15 protein-coding genes and 1 pseudogene are annotated in these 18,642 nt (G+C 69.8%); 6 read left to right on the top strand and 10 right to left on the bottom strand.

The features are described from left to right. Positions 1-59 precede the first annotated feature (59 nt). Positions 60-1,148, bottom strand: a complete 1,089-nt coding sequence (locus tag ASD56_RS05355) for a M15 family metallopeptidase (protein WP_157535769.1) — start codon at positions 1,146-1,148, stop codon at positions 60-62. A gap of 120 nt (positions 1,149-1,268) precedes the next feature. Between ASD56_RS05355 and ASD56_RS05350 the strand changes: the two genes are divergently transcribed. Both ASD56_RS05350 and ASD56_RS05345 read left to right on the top strand, forming a co-directional pair. Continuing rightward, the gene (locus ASD56_RS05350) at positions 1,269-2,360 is read left to right on the top strand and encodes an Rv2578c family radical SAM protein (RefSeq protein WP_055962115.1); all 1,092 of its coding nucleotides are present in this window, start codon (positions 1,269-1,271) and stop codon (positions 2,358-2,360) included. 239 nt (positions 2,361-2,599) lie between these two features. Continuing rightward, positions 2,600-6,016: a DUF7507 domain-containing protein gene (locus tag ASD56_RS05345; RefSeq protein ID WP_055962112.1), complete on the top strand. Its 3,417-nt coding sequence runs from the start codon at positions 2,600-2,602 to the stop codon at positions 6,014-6,016. Between the two features lie 21 nt (positions 6,017-6,037). Here the strand turns inward: ASD56_RS05345 and ASD56_RS05340 are convergent, their stop codons facing one another. Continuing rightward, positions 6,038-6,958: an alpha/beta hydrolase gene (locus ASD56_RS05340; protein ID WP_055962109.1), complete on the bottom strand. Its 921-nt coding sequence runs from the start codon at positions 6,956-6,958 to the stop codon at positions 6,038-6,040. A 126-nt stretch (positions 6,959-7,084) separates the two neighbouring features. Between ASD56_RS05340 and ASD56_RS05335 the strand changes: the two genes are divergently transcribed. Beyond that, positions 7,085-7,696: a TetR/AcrR family transcriptional regulator gene (locus tag ASD56_RS05335; RefSeq protein WP_235565530.1), complete on the top strand. Its 612-nt coding sequence runs from the start codon at positions 7,085-7,087 to the stop codon at positions 7,694-7,696. Positions 7,697-7,747: 51 nt separating this feature from the next. Here the strand turns inward: ASD56_RS05335 and ASD56_RS05330 are convergent, their stop codons facing one another. Together ASD56_RS05330 and ASD56_RS16470 are read right to left on the bottom strand one after the other, a co-directional pair. Continuing rightward, positions 7,748-9,742 (bottom strand): DEAD/DEAH box helicase, encoded by a 1,995-nt coding sequence (locus ASD56_RS05330; RefSeq protein WP_055962103.1) that lies wholly within the window; start codon positions 9,740-9,742, stop codon positions 7,748-7,750. 307 nt (positions 9,743-10,049) lie between these two features. Next, entirely contained in the window at positions 10,050-10,391 is a 342-nt protein-coding gene (locus ASD56_RS16470) for a hypothetical protein (protein ID WP_055962099.1), read from the bottom strand. Here ASD56_RS16470 and ASD56_RS16620 point away from each other — a divergent pair. Beyond that, a pseudogene (locus tag ASD56_RS16620) lies at positions 10,282-10,689 on the top strand (DUF998 domain-containing protein); the annotation flags it as partial. The gene ASD56_RS16470 and the pseudogene ASD56_RS16620 sit on opposite strands and share 110 nt — an antisense overlap. A gap of 125 nt (positions 10,690-10,814) precedes the next feature. After that, positions 10,815-11,438 carry an antibiotic biosynthesis monooxygenase gene (locus ASD56_RS05315; protein WP_082541263.1) on the top strand — a complete coding sequence of 208 codons (624 nt, stop codon included), beginning with the start codon at positions 10,815-10,817 and terminating at the stop codon, positions 11,436-11,438. Positions 11,439-11,549: 111 nt separating this feature from the next. Here the strand turns inward: ASD56_RS05315 and ASD56_RS05310 are convergent, their stop codons facing one another. The 5 genes from ASD56_RS05310 to ASD56_RS05290 form a co-directional block, all read right to left on the bottom strand. Beyond that, the gene (locus ASD56_RS05310) at positions 11,550-15,209 is read right to left on the bottom strand and encodes an efflux RND transporter permease subunit (protein ID WP_082541262.1); all 3,660 of its coding nucleotides are present in this window, start codon (positions 15,207-15,209) and stop codon (positions 11,550-11,552) included. 68 nt (positions 15,210-15,277) lie between these two features. Then, complete coding sequence (locus ASD56_RS05305) at positions 15,278-15,664, bottom strand: fluoride efflux transporter FluC (RefSeq protein ID WP_055962091.1); 387 nt, start codon at positions 15,662-15,664, stop codon at positions 15,278-15,280. Beyond that, positions 15,661-16,068 (bottom strand): fluoride efflux transporter FluC, encoded by a 408-nt coding sequence (locus ASD56_RS05300; RefSeq protein WP_055962088.1) that lies wholly within the window; start codon positions 16,066-16,068, stop codon positions 15,661-15,663. Before ASD56_RS05300 ends, ASD56_RS05305 begins: the two co-directional genes overlap by 4 nt. Before the next feature lie 9 nt (positions 16,069-16,077). Beyond that, complete coding sequence (locus ASD56_RS05295) at positions 16,078-17,061, bottom strand: DNA topoisomerase IB (RefSeq protein ID WP_055962085.1); 984 nt, start codon at positions 17,059-17,061, stop codon at positions 16,078-16,080. A 50-nt stretch (positions 17,062-17,111) separates the two neighbouring features. Further along, entirely contained in the window at positions 17,112-17,381 is a 270-nt protein-coding gene (locus tag ASD56_RS05290) for a DUF7218 family protein (protein WP_055962082.1), read from the bottom strand. A 242-nt stretch (positions 17,382-17,623) separates the two neighbouring features. On the opposite strand from ASD56_RS05290, the gene ASD56_RS16360 reads away from it, so the two are divergent. Beyond that, a complete protein-coding gene (locus ASD56_RS16360; protein ID WP_200947459.1) occupies positions 17,624-17,788 on the top strand; it encodes a hypothetical protein in 165 nt (54 codons plus the stop codon). A 68-nt stretch (positions 17,789-17,856) separates the two neighbouring features. On the opposite strand, the gene ASD56_RS05285 is transcribed toward ASD56_RS16360, so the two are convergent. Then, positions 17,857-18,636: a MerR family transcriptional regulator gene (locus ASD56_RS05285; protein ID WP_055962079.1), complete on the bottom strand. Its 780-nt coding sequence runs from the start codon at positions 18,634-18,636 to the stop codon at positions 17,857-17,859. Positions 18,637-18,642 lie beyond the last annotated feature (6 nt).

Here is an 18,642-nt window from a genome sequence, read left to right as displayed (position 1 = left end):
ATCGGATCCTAAGGAACGTGGAACTGCGTCTCGCCGTTTGTGGGATGCCTCCACCGGGCTCAGCCGGCGTAGTCCGGCGCCGCCGGAAGACCGAAGAACTCCTCGAGCGACGTCCAGCTGCCCTCGTGATACGCCCGCGCCAGCTCGGGCCCGACGTAGCGGAGGTGCCAGGCCTCGGGCGAATAGCCCGTGACATCGCTGCCGTCCGGGACGTAGCGCACGATCCACCCGTACTCCCACGAATTGGCGGCGACCCACTGGCCCTGCGAGCTGGCCGCGAAGTCGTCGAACGTCCCGCAGCTGCCTGCGCAGCCGACGACATCCGCGGCGAGGCCGGACTGATGCTCGCTGTGCCCCGGGCGGGCACTCACCAGATCGGCGGCGGCACCCCGCTCGGCGACATGGCGGGCGTACGTGCGCTGCTGCGCCTCGAACGAGCGGAAGCCGCTCTCGAGCGCGACCTCGCCGGCCGCCTCCGTGCGCGCGGCCGCGACCATCACGGTGAGAGCGGCGGCGGCATCCGTGCGAAGCGAACCGCCCTCCGCCGTTCGCACGCCCTCGGGGTGGACGAGTCCGAGCGGGCGATAGTCGATCGGCGCGTACGCGCGCGCCTTGTTCACGACGGCCCACACGCGGGACGGGTCGGCGAGGTCGATGCACGGGGCGGTGCCGCTGGCGACGGCGCTGCGGAACGCCTCGCCGCCACCGGCGGCGGCGACCACGCCGGCGTCATCGTGGGCCTCGAGCGCTGCCGTCAGCTCGGGCAGCGCGCAGATGTCGGTCGACGCCGGTGCCTGTTCGACCTTCGGCACGGGGAGCGTGGCGACGGTCGGCGGTGCGAGGGAGAGCGAGGCGGCCGCGGCGCTTTCGTCGCTCGCGCCGGCCCCGCCGGAGACCATGGACGTCACGGCGGCGGTCGAGGCGATCAGCAGCGCGCCCGCGATCGCGGCCGTGAGGGCGATGCGTGCGCGCCGCGGCGACCGCACATGGCGGGCGGGCGGAGTGGTGACGAGCCCTTCGGCCGGCGGTGGAACGTCTGCCCCGGCAACGGAACGACGCGTGCCCGGCGCACGCCGAAGAGCCTCTTCGCGCTGCAGCCGTGCCGCGCGACGAGACACCGGGGTTTCGGGCGGTCCGGGTGCCGTCACCCGTCCATTCTGCCCCTCCGCGCTCGAGCCGCGCGGACAGCGGGAATCCTCGCGCGCAGCCTGTTCTATACACCGGCAAGGCACTTGACTTAAGTATCGAAGATATGTTCCCCTGGAGTCATGAGATGGCAAGGGCAGGAGCTGGGTGTGGCGGATGCCGCGGCCCTGCCCGGCCTCGAGCATCTCAACGGGCTCGTCCGCTCGGTGACGACTCCCGAGTTCGCCGGGGTCACGTTCCACGAGGTGCTGGCCAAGACCGCGCTCAATCATGTGCCCGGATCCTCGGCGATGCCCTTCGACTGGACCGTGAACCCGTACCGCGGATGCAGCCACGCCTGCGTCTACTGCTTTGCACGCGGCACGCACGAATACCTCGAGCTCGATTCGGGGCGCGACTTCGACTCGCAGGTCATCGTGAAGATCAACGTGGCCGAGGTGCTCGAGAGAGAGCTGCGGCGAGGCTCGTGGACCCACCAGCCCGTCATGCTAGGCACCAACACCGATCCGTATCAGCGCGCCGAAGGTCGCTACAAGCTCATGCCCGGCATCGTCGGTGCGCTCACCGAGTCCGGCACGCCGTTCTCGATCCTCACCAAAGGCACCCTGCTGCGCAGGGATCTGCCGCTGCTGCGCGAAGCCGCTCAGTCCGTCCGGGTGTCGCTGGCCATGTCGATCGCGGTGTTCGACGACGCGCTCCAGCATCTCATCGAGCCGGGTACGCCGACGGCCGAGGCGCGTCTCGAAACGGTGCGGGCGGCGACCGAGGCCGGCTTCCGCGTCACGGTGTTCCTCATGCCGATCCTCCCCCACCTCACCGACTCCATCGCCGCGATCGACGACGCGCTCACCCGCATCAAGGCGGCCGGTGCGACACGGGTCGTCTACGGTGCGCTGCACCTGCGGCCGGGCGCGAAGCAGTGGTTCATGCAGTGGCTCCGTCAAGAGCACCCGGAACTCGTCTCCTCGTACCTGGGGCTGTACCCGGGTGCGTCGACGACGGCACCGAAGGCGTACCGCGCCTGGCTCGCCAAGCGCGTGCGGCCGCTGCTGCAGGTGCACGGTCTCGGCGGCCACGCCGAGGACGACCACCCGCGCGGCACCCCGGTCGCCGGCCTGGCCGCGCGGGCCGACGCGCGCGCGGCCTCGGTGGTCATGACCTCGCGCGGCCGGGCGAAGGCAGCGGTCGCCGCCGCTGAGCCACGGCTCTTCTGAGTCGACAGAGTTGCGGCACCCGCGCGAGCCGGTGGACCTCGGCGCGTAGACGCCCGTTTTGCCGCTGTGCCACAATTCGGAGCACCGGGTGAGTGGCTGGACTACCGATACCCCGGCTCGCCGAGGGGGGCATCGCGATGGGTGTGGACGGGCTTCGTCGAAATGATCCCGCGACGCGACGACGCCGCGGATGGGCTTCCGTCGCAGCGTGGTCCCTCGCCCTCGCCGGATCCGTCGTCATGCTGCCTCTCGTCGGTGCCCCTGAGCCCGCACAGGCGGTGCCGCAGGTGCCTGCTCCTCCCGTCGTCGTGTACAACGAGACGTTCGAGAACGCGCCCGACACGGGCAATCCGGTGCTTCTGCAGAACTACGTGTCGAACGCGGGCGGCACCTATACCGCGGCGCCGTACTGGACCAGCGCCGCGAACTGCAACGGCTTCATCCTCTCCACCACAAACACGCAAGCCGCCGGATCATGCGGCAACGAAGCCCAGGGATACCTGTCGCTTCGCAAGCTCGCCTACGCGCTCGGCACGGTGAATGCGTCGCCGAACCCCTCGCTCAACAGCGTCAACGCCGCCTACACCTATAACTCGACGGCGAACAACGAGGTTGAGTTCGAAACGGTCACGCCCGTCCAGCTCCCCACTCCGTCGCGCTACCTGACCTTCTCGGTGAACGCGGCGGCGACCAACTGCTTCTCCAACCATCCGCGGCTGCAGTTCTACCTCAAGACCGGCAGCCCAGCCGTCGAGACGGCGCTCGGTGGCGTCATCGATCCGTGCAGCGATCCCCGCGGAAGAGTGCTCTCCACCGGCGGACTCACCGGCGGCTCCACCCAGCCCTACCGGGGAGGCTCCTTCCCGGCATCCGCGTCGTTCATCACCACTGCCAGCAGCATCGGTGTCGTCATGCGCAATCTCACCGGTACCGGCGCGGGCAATGACGGTGCGTTCGACGACATCCGCCTGCTCGATGTCACTCCGCAACTCGACAAGTCGTTCTCCACGCCGAACGTGCGCGGCATCTCCAGGCTGACCTTCACGGTGACGAACACCAGCGAGCTCGCGTCCAAGCTGGGCTGGTCCGCCACCGACAACCTCCCCGCCGGCCTCGTGGTGGCCACCGTTCCGAATGCCGCGTCGACGTGCACTGGCGGTACCGTGACCGCGGTGGGCGGCGGGTCGACGATCCGAGTGGCGGGTGACATCGCAGCCGGTGTGGCCTTCTGCACCTTCGCCGTGGATGTGCAGGCCGCATCCACACCCACGCTCGATGCCCCGCAGACGTACCAGAACTGCGCGGTCAACCTCGCCCCGCTCGTCGGCCTCAACCCGCCGGCGGCGTGCGCGACCGTCACGTTCGCCGCGCCGCCGCGACTCGAGATCGTCAAGTCCACGACCGCGACATCGCAGTCCAAGGAGGGCGATGTGGTGATGTACTCGATCACCGCGCGCAACGTCGGCGGCAGCCCCATGACGGTGGCCGAACCGGCGTCGTTGACCGACGACCTCTCCGGCATTCTCGATGACGCCGTCTACAACGCGGATGTCAGCGCGACGAGACCTAACGCACCGACGGTCGCGGGCGACGATCTCGCCTGGTCCGGCCCCCTCGGCGTGGGCGAGGCCGTCGTCATCAGCTACTCCGTCACGCTCACCCTCGACGGCGATGCGCGGCTGTCCAACACCGCGACGCTCACCACCCCGGCCGTGCCCGGAGGTACCGGGACGGCATCGACCGACACTCCGATCGTCGTCGCGCCGTCGCTCTCACTGGCGAAGTCCGTCAACCCGAACACAGCAGGGGAGTTCACGCTGGACCGTCTGCTCACCTACACGTTCGTGGTGACCAACACCGGCAACGTCGACATCGCGAACCCCGCCGTCGAAGAGCTCAGCTTCACGGGCGCCGGCGCACCTCCGCTCATCTCGTGCCCACCGACCGCGGAACTCGCCCCGGGCGCCCAGCTGACCTGCAGCGCGACCTACACCGTCGTGCAGGACGATATCGACGCCGGCGGCATCATGAACGTGGCGCAGGCGGTCGGCGTGCATGACGGCGTCGGAGTCGTCTCGGAGCCCGCTGACGCCCCGGTGCCCGCCGATCCCGCCCCGGCCATCACCCTCGAAAAGACCGCGAGCGCCGGACTTTCCCGGGCCGCCGGAACCGTCGTCACCTACTCCTTCGTCGTCACGAACACCGGGAACGTCACCCTGACCGCCGTCGAGCTCGCGGAAACGACCTTCGACGGCGCCGGTCCGTTTCCGACGATCAGCTGCCCAGCGGAGATCGAGCCGCTCGGGCCGGGTGAGGCCGTGACCTGCACGGCGCCCTACACACTGACCCAGCAGGACGTGGATGCCGCGACCGTCACCAATGCGGCCGAGGTGTCCGCTTCGGCTCCCGGTGGCAGCGTCGTGACCGCGAGCGACGATGCCGCGGTGACGATTCCCGCGGCGCCCGGCATCTCCCTCGTCAAGTCCGCGCCGACGGAGCCGCTCACCCTCGCAGGTCAGACCGCGACCTACACCTTCGTCGTCACCAACACCGGCAACGTCACCCTCTCCGAGATCGTCGTCACCGAGGACGAGTTCACGGGATCCGGCACGCCACCCGTCATCGTCTGCCCCCCGGATGAGGTCGACGCGCTGACGCCAGGGAGCTCCGTCACGTGCGCCGCCTCGTATGTACTGACGCAGGCAGACATCGACCGTGGTTCCGTCACGAACTCCGCCACCGCGGCAGGCACACCGCCATCCGCGCCGCGGCTCACATCACCCCCGTCGGTCGCGCAGCTCTCCTTCGCAGCCAGCCCGGCGCTCATGCTCGATAAGTCGTCAGCGCCTGCCGTGCTGACGTCGGCCGGCCAGACGGTGACGTACCGCTTCGTCGTGACCAACACAGGCAACGTCACGATCTCCGATCCGGATGTGACCGAGCTCGGGTTCACGGGCACCGGAACCCTGTCACCGCTCGACTGCGACGACTCCCCGGCGCTGGCGCCCTCGGAGACCCTGGCCTGCACCGCCTCCTATCTGGCCACCCAGGACGACATCGATGCCGGCTCCGATCTCGTCAACACTGCCGTCGCCACCGGCGTGCCGCCCTCCGGCGTGCTGATGTCGTCGCTCGAGGACACCGCAACTGTGGCGATCGACGCCGTCGCGGCCATCACCCTTGTGAAGGCGGTCGACAGGAGCACGGTGACGGGCCCAGGAGTCGGGGTCGACTACTCGTTCACCGTAACGAACTCCGGCGCTGTCACGGTGTCGGCTGTGGCGATCTTCGAGGTCGCCTTCAGCGGGACGGGGGCGTCGCCCGCGGTGATATGCCCCGAATTGACGCTGGCACCGGGAGAATCACTCGTCTGCACCGCCGGCTATACGACGACGGATGCCGATGTCCGAGCTGCCCGAGTGGACAACACCGCCCTCGCGACCGCGCTGACCGCCTCCGGAGCGATTGTGGAGAGCGCTGAGTCCGAGGCGTCGTTCCGGCTGCTGCCCGCGCCCGTCCTCCCGCCGGCCTTCACGGGCGGTCTCGCCGATACCGGCATCCGCGGACTGATCGCCGGTGTGGCGACGAGTGTTCTCACACTGCTCGCCGGAATGACCTTGCTCGTGACGGTCCGCGTGCGCCGCGTCAGTCGCTGACAGGGCTACCCGGCTGGCTGATCAGGCGGCGGCGTCGACCCGATCGTTCGGGAGGGTGTTCACGACTGCCGAGCCCTTGCGCGGCGGCGCCGCGACGAACTCGACGACTGCGTCGAGGAAGGGGTCGGAGTCGAGGATCCTGTTGTGCCCGAAACCCCGCAGGGTGAGCGCTCGCGCCGTCGGATGCGCGGCGGCGATGCGCACGAGCTCGCCGTAGGGCACGACACGGTCCCCTTCGTCGTGGACGGCGAGCATGTCGATGCCCGCCGGCACAGGACGGAGAAGCGGCGAGAGCCGAGCGAAGGGATCCGCCTCCTCCGGGAAGTAGCGCGTGGCGAATCGCCGCCGCAGGGCCGCCGCTGTCCGATCGCCGTAGCCGAGCATGGCCTGGAACTGCGACAGCAACAGGTCGGCGTCCGCGGGCGACGCGACGGTCACGACGCGCTCGACGTCGAGGCCGTCGGCGGCGGCCACCAGTGCCGCCAATCCCCCGAAGGAGTGGCCGACGACCGCATGAGGGCGGCCGAATCGAGTCTGCAGCGCAGCCAGGATGTCGATCCAGTCGATGAGGTAGGTCCCGCGGCCGAGGGTGTCACCGTGCGCGGGCGCATCGAAGGCGACGACCCGGAAGCCCTCGGCGACAAGCTCCCTCACCAGGGTCGCGAACTGACTCGCGCGCCCGCTCCACCCGTGCGCCAAGACGATCACGCGGTCGCCCCTGCCCCAGCCGTACACGACCACGTCGGCACCGGCGCGCGAGAGCCCCGCCACGCGGACCGTCGAACGATGCGCCTGCCACATGGTCGCGGCAGCACCGGCGGCGACCGGGCGTGGCCTGCCGACGTGACCGAACAGGGGAAGCGCGACGGCCCCGCCCCATTCGGGCGAAAAGGCCCCGGCGCTGCGTACCGCGAGGCCGGCCGCGGAGAGGGAGATGTTCACGACTGCTCCGATCCTGCAGAGTTGTACGAACGATCGTACGTATGAATACGAACGATCGTACGGTAACCTGAGGGCGTGACACAAGAGCGGGATGGACGACGCGTTCGGGGCGATGAATCCCGGCGCGTGATCCTCTCCCACGCGATCGACATCGCGTCGGTCGACGGGCTCGAGGGGCTCACGATCGGCAGGCTCGCGGAGGCCGCCGGACACAGCAAGAGCGGTGTCGCCACGCTGTTCGGGTCGAAGGAGCAGCTCCAGCTCGCCACCGTCGGGGCCGCGCGTGAGGTCTTCATCGACCGCGTCGTCGCTCCCGCACGCGCGAGCTCGCCGCGCGGGCTCGCGCGGGTATGCGCCCTCATCTCATCGTGGCTCGAGTATTCGGACGAGCGCGTCTTCCGCGGCGGCTGCTTCTTCGCGGCCACCTCCGTGGAGTACGACGCCCGGCCGGGGGCCGTGCGCGACGCGGTCGTCGCCGCCTCGAGTCAGTGGGAGGACTATCTCGCGATCTCGATCGAGCACGCCATGGCCGCCGGCGAGCTGCCCGGGCTCGACGACGCCTGCCAGCTGACCTTCGAGATCGTCTCGTTCCTGGAGGCAGCCAACACTCGATCGCTGCTGCACGCCAGCTTCGAGCCGTACGACCGAGCAGCCGTGGCGCTGCGGGCGCGACTGCTCTCGCTCGGCGCCGACGCGGACGTCGTCGCGCGGATCTCCCGCGTCCCCGCAGCGGCTTAGGACGCGAGAAGGCCCGACCCCGCGAACGGGATCGGGCCTTGGGAACGCTGCTTACGCGTCGACGTTCGAGAGCTGACGCCCGCTGATCTCCTCGATGAGGTCATCGCCGGGGCGAGCCTCCTCGAAGGGCGCGTCGATCTCGGCGCGGTCGAGCATCTCCGTCATGCGCCGACGGCGCTGGCGGGTGATGAGCGTGACGACGGTGCCCGAGCGACCGGCGCGACCGGTGCGGCCCGAACGGTGCAGGTAGGTCTTGTACTCGTCGGGAGCGTCGGCCTGGACGACCAGGTCGATGTCGTCGACATGGATGCCGCGTGCCGCGACGTCCGTCGCGACGAGGACCTGCACGCGGCCCGACGTCAGCTTCTCGAGGTTGCGCGTGCGCTTGGCCTGGTTCAGGTCGCCGTGCAGGGCGAGCGCGAGGATGCCCTCGTCGTCGAACTGCTCGGCGAGCATCTCGGCGTAGGCACGGGTCCGGGCGAACACGAGGGTCTTGCCCTCGCGCCGCACCAGCGAGTTGAGGATCTCGGCCTTGTCGCGGTGCTCGATCACGAGGATGCGGTGCTCGATGGTGCCCGAGTCCTGGTCCTCACCGGCGACCTCGTAGACCGCGGGCTCGACGAGGAACTCGTCGACCAGCGCGGCGACCTCGCGGTCGAGGGTCGCCGAGAACAGCAGCTTCTGGCTGCCGTCGGCGGTCAGACGCAGGATGCGCTGCACGGGCTCAAGGAAGCCGAGCTCGCACATGTGGTCGGCCTCGTCGAGGACGGTGATCTCGATCTGCGAGAGGTCGAGCTTGCCCTGCTGCACGAGGTCCTCGATGCGTCCCGGGGTGCCGATGATGATGTCGACGCCCTTGCGGAGCGCGCCCACCTGGCGACCCTGCGGCACGCCGCCGTAGATCTGGGTGGTGAACAGGCCGACGCTGCGGGCGATCGGCTGAATGGTCCGGTCGATCTGGAGCGCAAGCTCGCGCGTCGGCGCCAGGATCAGCGCACGCGGCGCGCGGGCGAACTCGCGGCGCTTGCCGGACTGCGAGCGGAGGATGCTCTCGACGAGCGGGGCGCCGAAGGCGATCGTCTTGCCCGAGCCGGTGCGACCGCGTGCGAGGACGTCCCTGCGGGCGAGGATCGACGGGATGGTCGCCGCCTGGATCGGGAACGGCCTCGCGGCTCCCTGGTCGGCGAGGACGCCGACGATGTTCTGGCCCAGTCCGAGGTCGAGGAAGCTGATGTCCTTCACTTCGCCGGCCTGCACGGCCTCCGCCTGCAGACGGTCGTGGACCACGTCGACGTGCGCCTCGTGCGCGGCGGTGCGGGCCGGAGCGTCCCAGCCCGAACGTGCGGGGCGGTCGTCGTAGCTGCGCTTCGGGCGGTCGTCGAAGGAACGCTTCGGGCGGTCATCGAACGAGCGCTTCGGGCGGTCGTCGAACGAACGGGCCGGGCGATCGTTGGAACGCGCCGGGCGGTCGCTCGAACGGGCGGGACGCTCGTCGTTGCGGTACGAGGGACGCGCGTCGCCGAACGAACGGCGGTTGTCGCGGTCGACGCGGTCCATGTGCGACGTCCGTGCCGGACGATCGTCGAAGCTGCGCTTGGGGCGGTCATCGAACGAACGAGCCGGACGGTCGTTCGCGCGGGCCGGACGATCGTTCGCGCGGGCCGGACGATCGTTCGCGCGGGCCGGACGGTCGTCGTAGCTGCGCTTCGGACGATCGTCGAAGGAGCGAGCGGGACGGTCGTTCGAACGGGCGGGGCGGTCACCGAACGAGCGCGGAGCGCGGTCGTCGCGACCGTGCGCACTGTTGCGGATGCCGCGGGCCTCGTCGCGACCGACGCGCTCCTGAGCGGTCCAGCGACCCTTGGCCGCGGCATCCGATGTCTGCTCGGTGCGGTGGCCGCGGTGACCGGCGCTCTTGCTGCCGGGCTTGCCGGCCGACGCCTCGCCCGGACGGCGCTTGCGGTCCTGGAAGCTGGTCTTGGCGCCGTAGCGCGGTTCGAAGTTCTTGGCGGGTCGTCCGCCGGCGGGCTTCTTGCTCTTGGGCATGGTGTTCTCTTCTGGGTTGTTCTGCGCGAACAGCTCTCCTGAGGCGCACGCGTGCGCGCCGCTCAGAGGCGGCGTGGAGTAACCCGGACTGTCTTCGGCCGGGGGCCATTCAGTGATGGTCGTCGAGACGGATTCGTCTCCACCATCGGCCCCTATGACTCACAAACCCATCCGCGCACAGCGCGGTGTCCAGAGCCGACCCGCCCAGAATACCGGATCACTCTGTGAAGTTCCGGGGCGCGTCGCGCATACACCGGTGTATTCCCAGGCGGTGTGCCGTTACCATAGGCCCCAGCGGGCTTGCCCGCTACTGGGGGATTCCGTCCGCGTCGCGCGGCGTTCTCCGCGGCACCCGACTGGGGATCGGTACTGCGGGGTCGGCGCACACACAGAACGTGAGTCCGTTGACCCTTCTCGCCGAACCCGAACGCCAGAGCGTGGTGCGCCCCGCTCGGACGGCGGCCAGCGCGTCGACCGACCCCGTGCACAGATTCAGCCTGGCCGCGATCTCGACGCTCGTCGTCGGCGTGGCCGTCGCCATCCTCACCACGAGCGACCCGCTGTGGTGGCACCTCCACTTCTCCCGCCTCGGGATGCTGGACGACTTCTCCGCGCGCATGTTCAACTCCACGACGATCGTCGCGGGCATCTTGATGGCGACCTACGGCGTGCTCGTCGCGGCCGCTCTGCCGCAGGAGACTCGGCGCAGCGCGAGGCGGGCGTTCCGCGCCGCGGTGATCTCGACCGGACTGCACTTGTCCATCGTGGGAGTGATCCCGCTGTCGGTGAGCACCGAGCTGCATGACATCGTCGCGGCCGGCCTCGGCCTCTCGCTGCTCGCCGTCGTCGCGACCAGCCTGCGCCTGCCCTCGCTCGCTCGGGGCTTCCGACGCGCATCCATCGCCTGCGTCGTGCTGCTCGCCGTCGGGATGGTCGCCCTGACCGCCGGCTTCATCACCCTCGCACTCTTCGAGATCGTCGGGTTCTCGGCGGTGGGCATCTGGCTGTGCCGGCTCCCCCGCGTGCTCGCTGCGTGCCGGCCTGCGCAGGAGCCCTCGTCCGATCGTGTGGAATGGATGTCATGCCAGAACCTGCGGCTCACCCCGTCACCGTCGCGATCGAGCGTCGCATCGACCCGTCCCGCACCGCGGAGGCAACAAGCTGGATGCAGGCGGGCACCGATCTCGCGACCGGCTTCGCCGGCTTCCTCGGCTCCGGCTGGGTCCGCGCCGGAGAGGGCAGCGACCTCTGGTACATGCTCTACCGATTCAGTGACATCCCGACTCTCGAGGCCTGGGAGCAGTCACCGCAGCGCTCTTGGTGGCTCGACTCGGGTCGCGCTTTCGCCCGCGAGGTGCGGGTCGAGCGACGCACCGGGATCGAGGGCTGGTTCGACGCGCCTTTCGCGACGCACATCGAATCGCGCGCCGGCAGTGATGGCGAAGTCGTCGCGACCGGCCCGATCCAGCAGCCCATCCCGGCTGCGCCTCCGCGGTGGAAGCAGGCCGTCGCGATCTGGCTCGGGTTCTTCCCGACCAATCTCCTCGCGTCGTGGCTCCTGGGCTTCGCTCCCGGCTTCGCGGAATGGCCGCTCGTCCTCCGCATTCTGCTGACGACGGTGCTGCTCACGCCGGTGATGACGTACGCGGTGCTTCCCTGGGTGACCCGGATGCTGCGCCCCTGGCTGCAGCGCTGAGCTCAGCCGATCCCGTCCGGGGTCGATCGACCGCCGGCGTTCCGCAGGAGATCCCGCGCTCCGCAGGAGGAATCCGGGCCGATCCTCCTGCGGAGCCGCACTTCTCCTGCGCTACGCGTGCTCGCCGGACTCGGAGTCGCGGGACTCGCCAGGCTCGTCGGACTCGGGCTCAGCCTGCTCGGCATGCTCAGCCTGCTCATCCTTAGACTCGGCGAGCTCCTCGTCCGTAGCGTCGGCCTCAGGCTCGTCCGAAGCCTCAGCCTCCGACTCGGGGGACTCGTCGTCCGAAGCGTCGGCCTCAGACTCGTCCGTAACGTCGGCTTCGGGCTCGAGTGCCGAGTCGTCGGCGTCGGGCTCGGTCGCTGCAGCGTCAGCATCGGCCTCGGCCACAGCCGCGTCCGCGTCGGATTCGTCGACGGCTTCTCCCGCGACGTCGGCCGCGGCATCCGTCTGCGTCTCTTCGTCCGACTGGGCCTCGACCGGCGGCGGGCCGTCGAGGGGAACCTCGACGTCAGGCCCTTCCTCGATCATCGGCACGGTGATCACGGGGATGGAGGCGGTGTCGGGGTTGCCCGATTCGAGCGCTCGGCGCTCACGACGCGTGAGCACCGGCGCGGGCTCGGCGATCGCGACGGGCGTGCCGTCCGCGTCGTCGATGCCGTCGCCGTCCGCGTCCCGGCGCCGCAGCGCGCGGCGCTCCCTGGCACCTTCGACGAGGTTGTACAGCGTCGGCAGCACCAGGAGGGTCAGGAAGGTCGACGACACCAGGCCGCCGATGACGACGATCGCGAGCGGCTGCGAGATGAACCCGCCCTGACCGGTGATGCCCAGCCCCATCGGGATGAGCGCGAAGATCGTCGCGAGCGCCGTCATGAGGATCGGGCGCAGTCGGCGCGACCCGCCCGCCACCGTCGCGTCGTGGGCCGAGAGGCCCTTCTCGCGGTACTGGTTCACGAGGTCGACGAGCACGATCGCGTTCGTCACCACGATGCCGATCAGCATCAGCACGCCGATGAGCGACGCGACGCCGAGGGGCACGCCCGTGATGATCTGCAGCAGGATCGCACCGGTCGCCGCGAACGGAACCGAGATGAGCAGCAGCAGCGGCTGGCGCAGCGACTTGAACGTCGCGACCATGACGACGTAGACGATCAGGATGGCGGCGAGGAGCGCGAGACCGAGCTGCGAGAACGAGTCCTGCTGCTGGGTCACGACGCCGCCGAGGGTGGCGTCTGCGCCGTTCGGCAGTTCGGCGCCCTCGAGCGCGGCCGTCACCGAGGCGGTCGCGGTTGCGAGGTCGTCCGTGGATGGCGTGACCGTCACGGTCGAGGTGCGCTGACCGCCCTCGGTGGTGATCGAGGTCGGGCCCTCGCTCTGCTCCACCGTCGCGACCTGCTCGAGCGGGATCACGCCGGCGGCGCTGGGCACCGGAAGCGTGCGGAGCGCGTCGAGCGAGTCCGGGGTCTGCGAAGCCGCGAGGTAGACCGTGAGCGAGGTGTCCTCGATCTCGACGACCCCGATCGACTGGGGCTGCATCGTGTTGGACACGAGCGCGCCGACGGCGACCTCGGACAGCCCGACGGCGGCGGCCTTGTCGCGGTCGACGATCACCGCGATGTAGGGCAGCGAGGCCGAGAGGTTGGTCGAGACCTGGCCGACGCCTTCGGCGCCCTCCACCGCGTCGACGACCTCGTCGGTCGCCTCCTGCAGGGTCACCGAATCCGGCGCGGTCACGTCGATCGCGATGTCGCTCGAGCCGAACCCGCCACCCGACGAGGCGACGGTGATGGTTCCGGCGTCATCGAGGTCGGCGACGGCTCGCTGCACCTCTTCGCGCAGCGCCACCTGGTCGGCGGCGGGATCGGTGGTGATCGAGTAGGTGATGCCGCTGCCGCCGCCCGAGAAGGCGTCGCGCAGGGCGGAGCCGCTCGAGCCGATCGACACCTGGACGGTCTCGATGCCCTCGATGCCGACGAGGGCCTCTTCGACCTGCTCGGCCGCAGCGCTCTCGGCCTCGAGGCTCGGGGACGCGCCGATGGACTGCGTCATGGTGAACGTGTTCTGCCCGGAGTCGCCGAGGAAATTCGTCTTCAGGAACCCCTGCTGCAGGCCCACCGCCGCGAGCACACCGGTGCCGACGAGGACGAGGATGGCGAGCGCGAGCGTGGACCAGGAGTGCTTGAGCGTCCAGCGCAGCACCGGCAGGTACGACTTCTGCAGGCGGCTCGGCGGTGCATCGGGGTGCTCGGGGTCGATGGGCGCGCCGCCGGCGTCGAGGAGCGGCTTGCCGGGACGGAGGAACCAGTACGCGAGCACCGGGACGATCGTCAGTGCGACGAACAGCGACGCCGTCATCGCGATCGTGACCGTCATCGCGAAGGGGCGGAACAGCTCACCGGTGACGTCGCCGACGAAGGCGAGCGGGAGGAAGACGGCGACCGTCGTGATGGTCGATGCCGTGATCGCGCCGGCGACCTCCTTGACGCCCAGCAGGATCGACGCCCTCTTGTCGGCATCGCCCACATAGTGGCGCTTGATGTTCTCGATCACGACGATCGAGTCGTCGACGACGCGCCCGATCGCGATCGTCAGGGCGCCGAGGGTGAGGATGTTGAGCGAGTAGCCGAACGCCTGGATGCCGATGAAGGTGATCAGCACGCTGGTCGGGATCGAGATCGCGGTCACCAGCGTGGCCCGCACCGAGAGCAGGAAGATCAGGATCACGAGCACTGCGAAGAACAGGCCGAGCAGACCCTCCTTCGCGAGCGTGTCGATCGACTCCTGGATGTACGGGGCCTGGTCGAAGACCACCGTGAAGGTGGCGCCGTCGAGCGAGTCCTCGAGCTCGGGCAGGATCGCGAGGACGCCGCGCGAGACGTCGACGGTGTTGGCGGCGGGGAGCTTCGTGACCGCGATCGTCAGCGCGGGCTCGCCGTTGACGCGCGAGACCGTCGTGGTGGGATCCTCCTCCTGCGCGACGGTGGCGACGTCTCCGATGGTGACGGTGCCGTCCTCGAACTGCTGCGGATCCGAGGGCACGAGCGGCAGCGAGGCGATCTCGTCGACGGACTCGATCTTGGTGCCGGTCTGGACGGTGAGCGTCTCGTCGTCCTCGGTGATCTCGCCGCCCGGGAAGAGCACGCCGTTCTGGTCGAGCGCATCGCGGATGGCCTGCTGCGTGTAGCCCGCGCCGGCGAGGGCCGCCTGGTCGGGGGTGATGGTCACGCGCTGGCCGACGCCGCCGACGATCTGCGCCTCGTTGACGCCCGGGACATCCTCGAGATCGGGGATGACGGATGCCTCGAGCTCGGCCTGGATGGTGTCGGGGTCGTCGTAGCCGGTGACGGCGAGCTGGATGACGGGGAAGTCGTCGATGCTCGCGGTGATGACGTTCGGCTCGACGCCCTCCGGCAGCTGCGCGCTGATCCGGTTGATCGCCTGGGTGAGCTTCTGCTCCGCGGTGGCGAGGTCGGTGCCATACGTGAACGACGCCTGCACGATCGACGCGTTGGTGGTGCTGGTCGCGGTGCTCGATTCGAGCCCGGGCACCCCCTGGATCGCGTTCTCGATGGGCGTGGAGACGTCGTTGTTGACGACCTCGGGCGACGCGCCCGGGTAGGCCGAGACGATGATGAGCGCGGGGAACTCGATCGACGGGATCAGTTCCTGTTTGAGGTTGACGAGCGCGAGCGACCCGAACAGGGCGGCGATGATCGTCACGAGCGCGATGAGCGCCCGGTTCTTGAGGCTGAGGACGGCGAGGTTCGACACGGATGCCTTCGCGGGAATGGTGCAGATGGTGCGCGCCTGAGGCGGCCGGATACGGGAATGTATCGGCTTCAGTATCTCATTGCGCCCGAGATCACCAGGCCCAGCCCGATTCCCCCCGCCGCCGCGGCGACCGAGAGCACGAGCGTGCCGAACAGGTCGGCCGCGGCATCCCGCCATCGCCGTCGTTCGGCGAGCAGCACCGTGTCCACGGCGACCGCGCTGAAGGTGGTGTAGCCGCCGAGAAGGCCCACCCCCAGCACGAGCGCGACCTGGGGTGCGACCACGGCACCCAACCCCGTGAGCACTCCGAGGGCGAACGAGCCCGTGACGTTGACGACGAGGATTCCCCAGGGGAAGCCGCCGCGGCTGCCGACGACGCGATCCAGCACGTACCGCAGGCCCGCGCCGAGGCCTCCGGCGAGGGCGATCACGAGAAGCTCGAGGGGCCGGCTCATTCAGCCTCCTCCTCAGCCGCCGCGGGCCGTCGCGCAAGCGCACGTCCGACGAGGAGCCCCACGATCGCGCCCGCCACGCCGGTGATGACGGATGCCGCGGCCAGCCCCGCCGCGCGCCATGGGTCGTCCAGCCACAGCGCGGTCTGGACCGCGAGCGCACTGTAGGTGGTGAAGCCGCCGAGCATCCCGGCGCCCAGGAACGCGCGGGCGTTCGGGTGGCGATCGCCGAGGGCGCCGACGACGACGCCCAGCAGGAGGGCGCCGGTCACGTTGATCCCGAGCGTCGCCCAGGGCACGAGTTGGGCGTCCGAGATCGGAGCGATGAGCGACGCCCGCGCCAGGGCGCCGAGCGCCCCGCCGACCACGACGTAGCCCAGCAGACGCTGGTCGACGCGGTGAGGCATCCCCTCACGCTACTCGCCGGCGGCCGCCCGTCCCGAGCCCATCAGCGCCCGTATGGCCGACTCGGGCGAGATCGACAGATCCAGCACGCGGCCGTCGCGGTACCGGGCGAACACGCGAGGGTCGATGTACGACCCCCGCGCCACCGAGATCGTGTTGCCGAGGGCCTCGGCGGTCGCTCGCACCGCGAGCTGCTCGGCGCGCTTGCGATCGTTCTCGGTGTCGACCGTGCCGATGCGGGCGAGCGCCTCCGCCGCGAGGATCGTGCCGCGCAGGGTGCGGAAGTCCTTGGCGGTGAACTTGCCGCCGGTCAGCGAGCGCACGTAGGCGTTCACCTCGGCGGGGGTCAGCGGGACGCGCCGGCGTCCGCGCTCCCAGGCGAGCAGTGCCGACTTGGGTCTACCGGCCGCCAGCAGCTCGAGCACGGTGGCCAGGTCGTCGTCCTCGATCTCGAGGAGCTGGCGCTTGCCGCTCTTGCCCGGAAACGCCAGCGTCACGACCGGAGGCTGCACCGAGGCATCCCGTCGTTGCAGCGTGGTCAAACCCCTGCTGCCGTGCGCCGCCAGGTAGCGCTCCGACCCGATACGGGGCGCGGCCTGGTCGAGGAGCCGGAACGACACCGCGAGCACGCGCTCCCGGTCGAGGTCCGAGCGCCGCAGCGACGTGGTCACCCGCGCTCGCGCCCGCGGCAGCGCCTCGGCGAGCGCGAGGGCGCGGGCGAACTTGCCCTTGTCCCGGCCGGCGCTCCAGGCCGGGTGATAGATGTACTGGCGGCGTCCTGCGTCGTCGACGCCGACGGCCTGGATGTGGCCGTCCGGGCGCGCGCAGATCCAGACCTGCTCCCAGGCCGGCGGAATGACGAGTGCGCGGATGCGCTCGACGTGCCGCTCGCCCACCGCGCCGCCCCTTGCGTCGAGGTACCGGAACCCCGTTCCCGCGCGCACGCGCCGATAGCCGCGGTCCTCGTACGGCCGCACTCTGACGAGCTTCGCCATCCCCCACCTTCCGCCTCTCCGGCAGCCGATCACCGCCGGACCCGGAAGGGTCAGTGGTTTCGCAGCATGCCGATCAGCTCGGACTTCTTCTTGCCCGAGTATCCCGTCATCCCCAGCTCTTTGGCCCGTTTGCGCAGGTCGGGAACCGTCCAGTCGTCGTACGAACCGGATTCTCCGCCGCGCTCACCGACCTTCTTGCGACCATCGCGCGCCGCGGCGTTCGAGATGCGCGCGGCCTTCTCCTTCGACGCTCCGTCGTCCCGCAGCTCCTCATAGAGCTCCGGGTCCTTCAGACTGTTGGAACCGCGTCCGCGAGGCATGGCTCTCCTCCTTCAGCTTGGTGACGTAGAGCCACGCTAGAGGGGCCAGGGGACCGATCGCAGGGGGTTGACACAACGCCCGGCGGCGGCAGAGGGCGGCTGCTGCAAGCGGCTATCACCGTCCAGGAGCCGTCGTCAAGCCCCTCCCGACGCGATGGGCGCAGGTGCCACAGTGATCACGTGCCGCTCACGGCATCCGATGCGCCAACCCCGCGCATCGACTTAGGAGAAGGAGAACCTCCATGAACCTCGCCCTCATCATCATCATCGTCGTCGCCGTGGTCCTCGCGATCGTCGGTGGCCTCAACAGCGCCCTGAGCTGGCTGCTGTGGGTGGCGCTCATCGTCGGCGTCATCGCCCTCATCGTGTTCCTCTTCCGCGTCATCAGCGGAAGTCGACGGGTTTAGAGGGTTTCCGGGCCTTCCCCCGGAAACCACGGATGCCGCGGCCCCTCGGGCCGCGGCATCCGCTGTTTCTAGAGGTTGTTCTCCGCGTAGACGCGCAGCGCGTCCCGGACGAACTCGGCGCCGTGGGTTCCCCCCTGCGCCGTCGCGTAGTTCGCTCCGAAGCGGGGATCGGCCACGTACATCTCGCCGAGGCCGATGACGTAGCCCTTCACGTCGCCGCCCGGCACTGCCGCGGGCGTGCCCGGGATGCCGGTCAGCCACTCCACGTGACGCTCGGCCACCGCCTGCGCCTGGTCGCTGTCGGGCGCGGCGCCGCTCTCTGCGGCCGCGATCCAGTCGCGACCCAGTTCGGACACCCGCTGCTGCCACGCCGCTTTCTCGTCGGCGGTCATCCCGCGCCACCAGCGGTCGCTGTCGGCGTAGGCCTTCTTCCCCCAACGCTGTTCGACCTCCTCTTTGTACTGGGTGTGGTCGAATCCGTCGAACATGTTCTCTGCCATCAGTCGTTCACCTCCTCTCAATGCCGTGATCGTGCTCTGCACCGACGCGATCTGCCGCGCCAGCCTGTCCTGCTCCGCCCGCAGCCACGCGAGGTGACTCTCGAGCGCGTGAGCCTCTGATGCCTCCCGGCCGAGCACCTCGCCGATCTGCGGCAGTCCGAGCCCGAGCTCGCGCAGCAGCAGAATGCGCTGCAGTCGCACGAGCGAAGACTGGTCGTAGTAGCGATAGCCGTTGTGGCCGATGCTCGACGCCGGCAGCAGGCCGATGTCTCCGTAGTGACGGAGTGTGCGGCTGGTCGTGCCGGCGATCTTCGCGATCTGCTGGATCGACCACTCGTTCTCGTTCATGTGGAC

Source organism: Microbacterium sp. Root166 (assembly GCF_001427145.1).
GTDB lineage: Bacteria > Actinomycetota > Actinomycetes > Actinomycetales > Microbacteriaceae > Microbacterium.
Note: the sequence above shows the minus strand (reverse complement) of the source record. Positions and strands in the feature narration are given on the sequence as shown.